Source organism: Paraburkholderia tropica, from assembly GCF_900109265.1.
GTDB lineage: Bacteria > Pseudomonadota > Gammaproteobacteria > Burkholderiales > Burkholderiaceae > Paraburkholderia > Paraburkholderia tropica.
The window spans coordinates 76,447-88,439 of sequence record NZ_FNZM01000014.1; the positions used below are offsets into that span (position 1 = coordinate 76,447).

7 protein-coding genes are annotated in these 11,993 nt (G+C 66.5%); 2 read left to right on the plus strand and 5 right to left on the minus strand.

From position 1 onward, the window contains the following. Positions 1-29 precede the first annotated feature (29 nt). From BMY06_RS23605 to BMY06_RS23630, 5 genes are all read right to left on the minus strand, one after another. Positions 30-2,375: a TonB-dependent receptor gene (locus BMY06_RS23605; RefSeq protein ID WP_124261978.1), complete on the minus strand. Its 2,346-nt coding sequence runs from the start codon at positions 2,373-2,375 to the stop codon at positions 30-32. Between the two features lie 299 nt (positions 2,376-2,674). Further along, complete coding sequence (locus tag BMY06_RS23610) at positions 2,675-3,040, minus strand: DUF2946 domain-containing protein (RefSeq protein ID WP_074985650.1); 366 nt, start codon at positions 3,038-3,040, stop codon at positions 2,675-2,677. 563 nt (positions 3,041-3,603) lie between these two features. Next, a complete protein-coding gene (locus BMY06_RS23620; RefSeq protein ID WP_074985653.1) occupies positions 3,604-6,963 on the minus strand; it encodes a hybrid sensor histidine kinase/response regulator in 3,360 nt (1,119 codons plus the stop codon). Then, entirely contained in the window at positions 6,963-7,625 is a 663-nt protein-coding gene (locus BMY06_RS23625) for a response regulator (protein WP_065065711.1), read from the minus strand. The genes BMY06_RS23620 and BMY06_RS23625 overlap by 1 nt, the downstream gene beginning before the upstream one ends. Before the next feature lie 234 nt (positions 7,626-7,859). Beyond that, the gene (locus BMY06_RS23630) at positions 7,860-8,348 is read right to left on the minus strand and encodes a hypothetical protein (protein WP_074985654.1); all 489 of its coding nucleotides are present in this window, start codon (positions 8,346-8,348) and stop codon (positions 7,860-7,862) included. A 477-nt stretch (positions 8,349-8,825) separates the two neighbouring features. Here BMY06_RS23630 and BMY06_RS23635 point away from each other — a divergent pair, with 477 nt between their 5' ends. Next, complete coding sequence (locus BMY06_RS23635; RefSeq protein ID WP_065065713.1) at positions 8,826-9,416, plus strand: BPSL1445 family SYLF domain-containing lipoprotein; 591 nt, start codon at positions 8,826-8,828, stop codon at positions 9,414-9,416. Positions 9,417-9,789: 373 nt separating this feature from the next. Further along, positions 9,790-11,976 (plus strand): thiamine pyrophosphate-dependent enzyme, encoded by a 2,187-nt coding sequence (locus BMY06_RS23640; RefSeq protein ID WP_074985656.1) that lies wholly within the window; start codon positions 9,790-9,792, stop codon positions 11,974-11,976. Positions 11,977-11,993 lie beyond the last annotated feature (17 nt).

Below are 11,993 nucleotides of genomic sequence, written 5' to 3' on the forward strand. Positions count from 1 at the left end.
CTCCTTGGGGATGGGCTGCAATATGACCTTCACAGGCCGAACTTCGCTTCGGCGTAGAACGTGCGGCCGGGATACGGGTGATAGACGTAGTAGCGGGCGTCGAACAGGTTGTCGATGCCCACGCCGATTTCGGTCTGCTTCGTCGGACGGAACGTGAACTTCACGTCGGCGACCGTGTAGCTGCTGGTGCCGCCGAACACGTTCGGATTCGTGTCGGTATTCGTGAGCGTGTTGTACTGACGCCCCGAATAACGCGCCGCGAGCGTGAGCGCGCTGCGCGCGTCGAAGCGATACGTCGCGACGACGTTCACGCGCCACAGCGGAATGCGGTAGAAGTATTTGCCGACGCTCGCCGGGTTCTGCGCGTTGGCGAGAATCTTCGACTGCGTATAGGCGACGTTCGCCGAAAAATCGAGGCCGTGCAGCAGCACGTCCTGACCTTGATAGCTCGTTTCCACGCCGCGCGAACGCACCTTGCCGATGTTCTGGAAGTTCGTCACGTTCGGAATGACGGTCGTGTCGGTCTGACTGAAGATTGTGTTCTTCACGTCGTCCTGAAAGAGCGTGAAGCGGAACAGGCCGTTCCAGTGCGCCCATTCGGCGCTCAGCTCTTTCGAGAGATCGTCTTCGGGACGCAGGTTCGGATTGTTGTTGACGATCGACGAGCCGTTAATCTGCCCCTGGAACAGTTCGCCGACGGTCGGGAAGCGATACGCGCGCGCGATCGAAGCGCGCAGCGTGAGGTCGTCGGTGACGTCGAACGACAGCGAGGCCTTCGGCGAGAAGTGGCGGTCGCTCACGCCCGCATATGGCACGCGCACGCCGCCGAGCGCCTGGTAGCCGTCATAGGCCTGCCAGTCTTCGTAACGCACGCCGTAGACCAGTTTCCAGCGCGGCAGGAAACGCCACGCGTCCTGCGCGTAGAACGCCTGCGTTTCGGTCTTGCCCGCGAATGCGTTGGCGAAGCTGCCCGCGCCGCCGTCGCGCCAGGCGAGCGTGTTGTAGGTCCGGTTGTCGACGGAATAATTGTCGTAGTGATAGCCGAAGCTCAGCCAGTGCGCGGCGAGGCCCGCGTCGGGTCGCGCGGGCGTCCACGTCGCCTTGAGGTCGAGCGTTTTCCAGCCGGTGCCGTCGCCGAGCGTCATCGTGCCGGGACCGTCGCCGGAGCCGCCGCTGCTGGCCGTGCGTGCGACGCTGTTGCTGACGTCGTAGTACGAAGCGATCGCTTCCGCATTCCAGCCGGTGGCCTGATGCGTGCGCAGCGACGCGCCGTACAGCCAGTTCTCGCTCCAGCCGCGGCTGGGCGCGAGCGCGGAGGCCGGAATGGTGTATTCGTAGCCGCCGATGTTGACCTTGCCGCTGTAGACGGGATTGCCGTTGTCGTCGTAGAGGAAGGTCGAGGTCTGGCTGTCGTAGCTTTGATGCCAGTAACCGAGCGTCACGCCGCCTTGCACGGTCGGCGTGAAATCGTACTGCATGCGCAGCTTGAACTGATCCTGCACCGTATGCTCGATGCCTTCGCCGTTCACGCCGAGCACCGCCGTGCGCGTGTTGGTCTGGTTGTTGTAGAAGTACGCGCCGTGCACGGGCGTGTCGCCGGGCTGCGCCACCGTGCTCGATTGCGCGAGCGTGGCGAACTGCAGCGGCTGGCTCGTGTTTTCCAGATGATTCACGCCCAGCAGATACGAGAACTTGCCGATGCGGTCGCCAATCGACGCGCTCATTTCGCTGCCGTTGAAATTCTGGTTCACGCCATAAAGGCTGAAGTGCTGCGTGAACGCTTTGACATCGGCGGTCGCTTCGAACTTCGTCGGCATGCGCGTGGTGATCAGCACGGTCGCGCCCAGCGAATTGCCCGGATAGAGCGCCGAATACGGACCGTAGATCACATCGACCTGCTGGATCTGGTCGGGAAACACCATCGACCAGCGCGGCGGAAACGCATAGCTGTTGCCGAGCAGATTCGAGAGCAGCAGGCCGTCCGCATAGACGAGGCCGCGCGCGCTCTGCGTATTGCTCGTGCCGCGCACGGCGATGATCGAATTGAGGTCGCCGACGAAGCGTTTGCGCACGGCGAGATTCGGCAGGTACTTGAGGACGTCTTCGGTATTGACGACGTTCCAGTTGTCGAATTGCGCGGGCGTGACGGTTTCGACCGTGGCGGGTAGATTCGGATCGACGGCACGCGTGGGCGCTGCGTTCGACGTGCCGTTCGATGCGCTCACGCTGACGGTGGGCAGCGTGGTGATGTCGGTGTTCGATGCGCTATCGGCTGCGGTTTGTGTGGTGCTTTGTTCGGCGTGTGCGGTCGCGACCGCGAACGGTGCGATCAGCGAAAGCGGCAGGATCGGAAAAAACGGCGGCAAATGCCGCATCAAACCGAGACGAGCACGGGCGCGCAGGCGCAAACGCGCACCGCGCGAAACGGGCGTGGACATGTAGGAGACTTCCCCGGAAACGATGGACGTGCGGCTGCCCACGCGCGCGGCGTTGCTGCTTCGTTCGGGTCGATGCAGGCGATGCACGCGACGCGTTGGCGACAGCGCGCGCCTTCGCGCCGCTCAGGGTGTCATCGCGCGATAACGGGCGAGCGAAGACACGCTAATGGACGCAAGCGCCGAAGCAGACGACAGAACATGAGTGAGCGCGGATGGGCAGCCGGTGACGGCAGCGATCAGGCGAGCGCGGGTGGGGCGCGCGGACGGCCCGAGGGGAAGGCGCCGAACGGCGTGTGACGCGTGGAGAGCGTGGCGACGACGGGAGCGGCGATCGCGAAGCCGAGCGTGAGCGCGGGCACCGCGATAGACGGCATCGCCACATGATGTTCGAGCAGGTTGCAATAGCCGCAGGCGCCGAATGCGTCGTCGTGCGAAAGATGCGGCGCCGCCGATGTGGGTTGCAGCGCCGAGCACAGCGCGGCGTCGGGCTGCTGCGCCTGATGCGCGGCAACCAGTTGGCTCACGAGCGGCGCGAGCACGATGAGCCACATGGCGACGAGGCCAAGCCATGCGGTCAGCAGTGCGTGCTTGTGTAGTTTCATGATGGAGTGAGCGATTGCGCGCGCAGTCTACCACGCGTCGGCGCGTTTGCGCACGCGATCCGGCACGCTGAATCACGGCATAAAGCACAGCGTATTCGGTGCGTTGCGACCCTTGTTGCGCGGGCGTTTCGAATGCGCGTCTCTCGAATGCGCCCGTATTTAGAATCCGTCCTATAGCGCGTACTTGTGCGCTGCGCGAAGATCGTCGATATCCACACGATTACCACGCCGCGTTTCGCGGCGATCGATCATGCCTGTCTTTTCATTGCGTCCCGCGCCGAGTCTGCGCTGGGTGGCCCGCGCGTCCGAACCGTGCGGAGTGCCGACGAATTCCCCAGCCGACGAGGGCACGACGCGCGTCGCCGCCTGCGGTCTCGCGTTGCCGTCGGCGTTTGCGTTGCGACTGGAGGCGCGCCAGCACGTCAAGCCGACTGGAACGGCGCGCTGTCCGCTCGACGCGAGCACGTTGCGTCAGTGGTGCGTGCGTCGGCAGCGCGGCAGCTGTCCCGAGGAAGCGGGCGCACAGGCGCCGGTCTTTTTGCGCAGCGGCGGCGAGACGCCGGTCACGTCGATTCACGGTTCGCCGCATACGCGCGCAAGGCTTCCAGATCCGCGATGAGCGCGGCGGCCAGCGTCTGCACGTTCTCGTCCCACGCGCCGGATTCGTGGATGGCGGCGCGCAGTTCGCGGCAGGTATCGTGCAGCACCGAAGGACCCAGCACGGCGATACCGCCCGCGACGCGATGCACCCATTCGCGCAGACGCTGTACGTCCTGCGTGCCGGCGATCCGCGCGAAATCGGCGAGATCGTGATCGGCCTGCTCGATGAAAATCGGCGCGAGTCCGGGCGGCAGGTCAGGGAAGCGCGGCGTCTGTTCATCGACGCCGGTTGCGTTGTCCGCGCTCAGCGGCGACGTGCCCGGCGTCGCTTGTGCGGGTTGTGCCGCGGCGTGATCGGCAAGCACACGCGAGGTCACGTCGGTCAGCACGCGCGCGAGTGCCGCGAGCGGCACGGGCTTGCTCAGATAGTCGGTAAATCCCAGCGTGCGGCCTTGCGCGATCTGTTCGGGCAGCGCATTGCCGCTCACCGCGTAGACGGGCAACGACGGCTGTTTCGCACGCGCGGTTTGCAGCAGCTCGTAGCCATTCATCTTCGGCATGTTGAGATCGGTGATGACGAGATCGACGTGCGCCGTCTCGAGTTTCGCGAGCGCTTCCTCGCCGTCCTTTGCCTCGATCACGTTCGCGCCCAGCGTGCGCAACTGGTCGCGCAGCAGCGAGCGGTTGAGCAGATTGTCTTCGGCGATCAGCACGCTCAAGCGGTGGAAATCAGCCGGCGCGTGTGCTTCTGCGCCGGCAGCGCCAGTGTCGGTCTGCGTGGGCGCTGCATCCGCGGCGGGCAACTGTCCGCGCAGCATCTGCGTCGCGGTGCGGATGCCCGCGAGGCTGTACAGGCTGACTTCCACGCCGCCGCCTTCGAGCGCGAGCGGCACGAGCGGTCCGTCCTGGCGCAGCCAGACGACTTTCGCCGGATCGCGCCACACGCGCTGCACGTCGTTCACGGAGAATTCGCCCGTGACCAGCAGATAGTCGAACGCGCCGTCGGGCGGCGTCTCGGTCGCATGCAGATAGACCGGCGTGCTGAGCCGGGCGTCGAAGAGATTCGTGAGCCATTCGCGATTCTCGGGCGCGCGGCACAGAAGCGCGGGATGCGGATCGGGCAGCGTCCATTGCTCGCCCGCGGTCGCCGCACCGTCCGCGCGCAGCGGCAGGCTGACGAGCACGCGCGTGCCCACGCCCAGCGTGCTTTCCACTTCGCAGCGGCCGTGCATGAGCGCCGCGAGCCGTCCGCAGATCGTCAGGCCGAGGCCCGTGCCGCGCGATTCGGTGAGCCGGTGGTCGTCGCCTTGCGTGAACGGCTGGAACAGGCGCGCCTTGAGGTCGTCGGGCATGCCCACGCCCGAATCGGCCACGCTGATGTCGAGCGTGGCGTCGCGCCAGGCCGCGCGCAACACGATCTTTCCGGAATGCGTGAACTTGAACGCGTTGCTCAGCAGGTTGTTGACGATCTGCGCGAGCCGGATCGGATCGAAGAACAGCCGCGCGGGAATGGCGCGGTCCATCACGAGATAGAACGGCAGCTTCTGGCGCACCGCGAGCGGCGCATGCGCGAGCGCGATGCGCACCAGCAGCGCGGCGATCGACTCGGCGTCCTCGGACAGCTTCATCGCGCCGACGTCGATCTTCGAGAAGTCGAGCACGTCGCTGACGATTTGCAGCAGTTCCGCCGCCGACACCTGCATGGCATCCACGCGCGCTTCCTGTTCGGCGGCGAGCGGCCCGCGCGCCACCAGTTCGATATTGCCGACCAGCGAGGCCAGCGGCGTGCGGATTTCATGACTCATCGCCGCGAAAAAGCTCACCTTGGTGCGCGCGGCTTCGTCGCTCGTGCGCTGCGCTTCGCGCAGCAGACGTTCGGCTTCGTAATGCTTCGACATGTCGGCGAACGCGCAGAACATCACCGCTTCGCGGTTCAGCGTGGCGGCCGCGTAGGTGATGTCGAGATGCACGCTCTCGCCGTTTTCGCGCGTGAGCGAAAACGGCAGCGCGTAGATCGGCGTGCTGGCCGTGCCTTCGTTGACAGGCGCGGGCAGATGCTTTTCGAACTCGAGGCAGAGCGCGGCGGGCAGGCGCGTCGCGCGGGTGTCGAGGCCGAGCACGTTGCGCACGATCTGATTGGCGATGACGATATCGAAGTCGCGTTTGCGCACGATGCACAGGCCGATCGGCGTCGCGTGCACGAGCAGATGATTGAGCAACTCGTTTTCGAGCGCGCGCGTGGCCTCGCCATAGGTGCGCGCGAGCACGCGCCGGTTCCAGTAACGCAGCAGCGAGAGCAGCATCAGCACCAGTGCGACCGTGAGTAGCAGCACCACGGCGACGGGCGCGCGGATCTGGCGCAGATGGTCGGCCCACGACAGCGCCAGCAGGTAGTGGCCGAAATCGTGAACGAGCGGGCGCTCGCGCATCGCCCAGCCGAAACGCGGCAGCAGATGGAAGCGGCCGGTCGGCTCGCTCGCGAGGTAACGCTCGATCACTTGCGTCGCGCCGTCGGAGAGCGGTCCGGCGAGGCGCAGGCCATCCGCATCGACGAGCACGGGCGCGACGTCCGGCCCGTTGCCGTCCGGGTCGCGGCCGAGCGTCGCGATGTCGACGCTCGTCAGCACGAGCGCATAGGGCTTGCCGTCCTTGAGCACGCTGGTCGCGCCGAGCACGAGGTTCGGCGCGAAGCCCAGCGCGGCGGGCGGCCGGAACCAGATGACCGAACGCCCCCGGCCCACCGAGAGCGGGTCCGCGCCGCGCGCGCTCATGTGCAGCAGCGCGCTGTCGACCAGCACGCGCGCGCCTTCGCCGGGGCGCAGCGGGCCGTCCGGCAGGTGCGCGGCGGGCGCGAGCTGATAGCCGTAGGCGGCGCTGCCGTCGACGAGCACGAACAGCAACGGCGTGTCCGAACTCGCGTGGGACATCGCGTCGATCGCACGGTCGCAGAGCGCGCGCAGCGGCGGCGAGCCATCCACGCCTGCGAACGTCGGCGCGCAGTGCGCGTGCGCGGCGGGCGTGTCGTCGGCGACGAGCAGCGACGCCTCCTTGAGGCCGAGCAGCAGGCGCGCGCTCGTGAGCTGGTTGTACCGGAACGACAGCGCTTCGTTGCTCTGCGCGATGGTCGCGCGCAACTGGGCGCCGTCGCCTGCAAGCGAGAGGAACGCGATCGTCGTGATCGCCACGCAGGCGGCCGCGACCGCGGCGAACACCAGCAGGCCGATCAGCATCGTGAACACGCGGCGTTCGCGCCGCAGATTGTGTTCGAGCGCCTTCAGCGTGGCGAACGGCGACGCGTTGGGCGCGGAGGCGTTGGCTTCCATCAGGCGAATCCGTGCTCGCTCGCGTAGCGGATCAAATCGGCGTTCGAATCGAGATGCAGCTTGCGCATGGCCGCGCGTTTCTGCGTGGCGACCGTCGTGACCGAGCGGTTCAGGCGCTTCGAGATCTCGGTCACGTTCAGGCCGAGCGCGAAGAGGCGCACGACTTCGAGTTCGCGCGGCGAAAGCGGATTGCTGCGGCGGAATTCGTCCACGTTCGCGCCGTCCAGTGCGAGACGTTCGGCGACGCGCGCCGAGAGCGTGGTGCCCGGCTCGACGAGCGCGCGCCGGCAGACTTCGGCGAGCACGGTGATCGGCTCTTCTTTTCCGACGAGTCCGGCCACGCCCAGTGCTGTCAGTTCGTGCAGGATGCCGCCGTTCGTGAGCATCGTGAACACGACGACGGGCAGACCGGGGTAGAGGCGGCGCAGGCGGGCGATCAGGCGCAGGCCGTCTTCGTCCTCGACTTCGCCTTGCATCGAGAAGTCGGTGACGAGCAGATCGCAAGGCGTCCTGCGCAACAGGTCGAGCAGACGCGCGCCCGAGTCGGCGGTGCCGACCACCGTGCAGCCGGGCGCCTGGGTCAGATAGTCGCTGATGGCCGTGAGCACGAGCGGATGGTCGTCGGCGACCACGATCCGCAGGGTTTGCGTGGCGTTCGTCATGGGCGGGTGCGTAGCGGCTCGCGCGCGTCGGCACGGTCCCGCCTACACGCGCGGAGATCCCTGCTGACAGTGTTTGACGTCTTCAGCCGATTATATGACAGCGCGGAATGAGGGTCATTGTAGGGTGGCGGTCAGCGGGAGGACGCTCGGCCTGGGATTGCGCGGCGATAACCGCTTCGTCATGCGATCTATTCCGACAGACGCGGAAGCGAAGGACTCGCGCGCGGCGTGAAATCAGGAACCGCAGGTCGAACGCCGCCGCGATTCCGCTTGATTCGCGGCCGGGCAATGCGCCTGATAGCAGTTGACCGCAATGCGGATTTCCTCGCCCGAGGCCGTCTTGCAGCTTTGCTGGCAGGTGCGGGTCGGCATGTGCGCGAAGCGGATCGGCGCGATGGTCGGCGCGTGGGCCGGTGCGGTGATCGGTGCGTGAAGACCGGCGCAACCGGCAGCCGTCGCGCGCGTGGACGGGCGCGCTTGCGGTGCGACGCTCGCCAGATAGAAGATCAGCGCGCCTGCGAGCATCGCGCCGCCGAGCGTGAGCGTCGCCATTGTCAGACCGAATGGGGCGCGCGGCATCACGCCGAGCATGAAAAGCGCGGCAAAGAACGCGATATAGACGATGGGCAACAGCACGATGCCGACGCCGCTTGCCCGTTCGCACGCGCGCGCAATCCGCGCGGCGGCGGCTTGGGGCAGGCGTTGGAACGTGGCGGCGAACATGATCGGACCTTTTGCGTGAGTGGAGACAGCGTGGCGTGCGGGGCGCGGTTTCGTCGTGGAGCCCGTATGAGTTCGGTGGGGCTCGATGGGGCTCGGTGACGGAGGCGGCCACGCTCTGGCCACACCTTCACTCTAAGAGGCGCGCCGCGCAGGCAAAATCAGACGATTTCGAGAAACGCGGCGGCGCTGCTGCGGAGCAGCAAAAAGACCGCCAAAGTCCGGCGATGGCGCCGCACGAAAGCCCGCCCGACGCGGCTTCGCGCAGAATTCTTCATCCAGTTTGTGAACTCGATGCGCGGCGCATGGTCAGATACCGCCAAGGAGGGCGGACGTGGCCGCCGCAGCCATCCATCGGCCCGGCAGGCCGGGCGGCCGGCTGCCACGCGCGCCATCCTGTGGCCCCTCGCGGGGCGCGCCGCTCGAACGGGGCTGCGCCCGCGAGACTCATCGAAGCATCGCTTTTACGGGAACACCTCAATGCGCCGACGTCAATTTCTTCTCAGCTCCAGCGCCGCACTCGCCGCAAGCGGCCTCGCTCTCGCGGGCTGCACGACGACCCCGCTGGGTTCAAGTAACAGCGCCGCGCAGAACGCGGCCAAACGCAATGCCATCGACGCCAGCGTGGACGCCACGCTCTCGCGTCTCTACGGCACGGTGTCCGGCTCGCAGGAACTGCTCTCGAAAGCCAGCGGCGTGCTGGTCTTTCCGAACGTGATCGCCGCGGGCTTCTGGATCGGCGGCCAGTACGGCACCGGCGCGCTGCGCGTGAACGGCCGCACGTCGGGCTACTACAGCACCGTGGCGGGCTCGTTCGGCCTGCAGATCGGCGCGCAATCGAAGGCCATCATCTTCGCGTTCATGAACGAGGGCGCGCTCGACAGCTTCGTGCGCAGCCAGGGCTGGTCGGCGGGCGCCGACGCCACGGTCGCGGTCGTAACCGTGGGCGCGAACGGCAATGTCGATACGTCGACGGCCATGAGCCCCGTCGAAGCCTTCGTGCTGACCAATGCCGGTCTCATGGCCGGCGTTTCGCTCGAAGGCGTGAAGGTCTCGCGTCTCGTCATCTGAGCGGGCGCGCCGCGCCCGTCCGGCGCGGCCCGTGCGCTTGCCTCGATCGTATCGACCGTATCGAGTGCTTCGCGCGCACGGGCCGCCAGTCGGTTTTCCGCCGTTCCCCGCGTTTTCCCTGATCTCCACGCCGACTTCTGTGCCGCTTCGCGCGCGCCCGGTTTCCAGAATTTTTTGGCCGATGTAGCGTGCGGGGACGGCCCCCTGCAAATCCCATTTCGCCCGCCCGCGCGCGTTCCGGCACGCGCCGCGCAACGCGTTTTCGCAGGGTTAACTATGATTTTGGAAATATTTAAATCTAAACTATACTGGCCCGACGCATGACGATGGCGCGTCGTGCGCCACGGTTTCGAACATCGCGAAGAGGACGGTCATGGCAGAGCGGTCGTTTGTCGAGGAAGTGAAGAAACTGCGCCTCGGCGCAGGCGAAGTGTTCAGCGGCGAGGGCATTCTCGCGGTGACGAAGGCGCTGCTCGAATCGGGCGTGGCCTATGTGGCGGGCTATCAGGGCGCGCCCATCTCGCATCTGATGGACGTGCTAGCCGACGCCCAGGACATCCTCGCCGACCACGGCATCCGCTTCGAGAACAGCGCGAGCGAGGCCACGGCCGCCGCGTCGCTGGCCGCCTCGGTCAACTATCCGCTGCGCGGCGCCGTCACCTTCAAGGCGACCGTGGGCACGAACGTCGCGTCCGACGCGCTCGCGAATCTCGCCTCGGGCGGCGTGACAGGCGGCGCGCTCGTGATCGTCGGCGAAGACTATGGCGAAGGCTCGTCGATCATGCAGGAGCGCAGCCACGCGTTTGCGATGAAGTCGCAGATCTGGCTGCTCGATCCGCGTCCGAATCTGCCGTGCATCGTGCAGGCCGTGAAGGACGGCTTCGATCTTTCCGAGGCGAGCAGCACGCCGGTGATGCTGCAATTGCGCATTCGCGCGTGCCACGTGCATGGACAGTTCGTGGCGTCCGACAATCGACGCCCGGCGTTCACGATCAAGGACGCGCTCGAACATCCGAGCCGCGACGTCGACCGCATCGTGCTGCCGCCCGCGAGTTTCCTGCACGAGCGCGAAAAGATTCACGAACGCTGGCCCGCCGCGGTGAAGTTCATCGAGGAGCGCCGGCTCAACGAATTCTTCGCCGACGATAAAAGCGACTGGCACGATATCGGCCTCGCCGTGCAAGGCGGCAGCTACAACACGGTGCTGCGCGCGCTGGAACGGCTGGGTCTCGCCGATGTCTACGGCGACTCGGCGATTCCGCTGTACGTGATGAACGTGGCCTATCCGCTGATCGATTCGGAGTGGGAGCGTTTTTGCGCGGGCAAGCGGGCCGTGCTCGTGATCGAGGAAGGGCAGCCGAATTTCGTCGAGCAGAACGCGAGCGCGATTCTGCGTCAGCGCGGCGTGAACGCCACGCTGCACGGCAAGGACATGCTGCCGCTCGCGGGCGAGTACAACGCCGCGACGGTGGTGAAGGGCCTGCGTGCGTTCTTCGAGCGCTATGGCGTGCTGCAAGCACAACCGGAGCAAGCCGCGCCGCGCAAGGTGATTCCGGTGCAGGCCGTGGCCACGGCGGCCGCCGAAAGTCCCGTTCAGCCCACGCTCGACGACAGCGTGCATGCGCGTCCGCCGGGCTTCTGCACGGGCTGTCCCGAACGCCCGATCTTCACGGCGATGAAGCTCGTCGAGCGCGAGCTCGGGCCGCATCACGTAAGCGCCGACATCGGCTGCCATCTGTTCTCGATCTTGCCGCCGTTCAATCTCGGCGCGACGACGATGGGCTACGGCCTCGGCAGCGCGAGCGCCGCCGCGCTCAACGCGCCCGCGAGCAAGCGCGCGATCTCGGTGATGGGCGACGGCGGCTTCTGGCACAACGGCCTGACGAGCGGCATCGCCAACGCGGTGTTCAACAAGAGCGACAACCTGACGATCGTCGTCGATAACAGCTATACGTCGGCGACGGGCGGCCAGGACATTCTGTCGTCGACGGCGCTCAATCCCACCCGCAGCACGGGCCACGAAATCGAGCAGGCGGTGCGCGGCGTGGGCGTGAAATGGGTCAGGACGGTGCGCCGCACCTACGACCTCAAGACCATGATGGCCACGCTCAGAGACGCGCTCACGACCGGCGCGAAAGGGCCGAAGGTGCTGATCGCGCAGAGCGAATGCATGCTGAACAAGCAGCGTCGCGAGAAACCGAAGCAGCGCAAGGCGATAGCGGCGGGCGAGCGCGTGGTGCGCGAGCGCTTCGGCGTCGATTCGGATACCTGTACCGGCGATCATTCGTGCATCCGGCTGTCGGGTTGCCCGTCGCTGTCGATCAAGCCCAATCCCGATCCTCTGCGCACCGATCCGGTCGCGAGCGTGCTCGATAGCTGCGTGGGTTGCGGCCTGTGCGGCGAGGTTTCGCATGCGGCGGTGCTGTGCCCGTCGTTCTATCGCGCGCAGATCATCAGCAATCCTACTAAAGTGGATCGCTTGCGGCAGCGCCTGCGCAACGCGGTGATCGGCTGGCTGCAACGCCGCGAGGCGCAGCGCCGCGCGCGCTACGCATTCTGATTCGGCATTTTGATTCC

Bases quoted from the DNA above. Each gene is read 5' to 3' on its own strand.
- BMY06_RS23620 (WP_074985653.1), bottom strand. From the start codon at position 6,963: ATGGAAGCCAACGCCTCCGCGCCCAACGCGTCGCCGTTCGCCACGCTG.
- BMY06_RS23610 (WP_074985650.1), bottom strand. From the start codon at position 3,040: ATGAAACTACACAAGCACGCACTGCTGACCGCATGGCTTGGCCTCGTC.
- BMY06_RS23605 (WP_124261978.1), bottom strand. From the start codon at position 2,375: ATGCGGCATTTGCCGCCGTTTTTTCCGATCCTGCCGCTTTCGCTGATC.
- BMY06_RS23635 (WP_065065713.1), top strand. From the start codon at position 8,826: ATGCGCCGACGTCAATTTCTTCTCAGCTCCAGCGCCGCACTCGCCGCA.
- BMY06_RS23640 (WP_074985656.1), top strand. From the start codon at position 9,790: ATGGCAGAGCGGTCGTTTGTCGAGGAAGTGAAGAAACTGCGCCTCGGC.
- BMY06_RS23625 (WP_065065711.1), bottom strand. From the start codon at position 7,625: ATGACGAACGCCACGCAAACCCTGCGGATCGTGGTCGCCGACGACCAT.
- BMY06_RS23630 (WP_074985654.1), bottom strand. From the start codon at position 8,348: ATGTTCGCCGCCACGTTCCAACGCCTGCCCCAAGCCGCCGCCGCGCGG.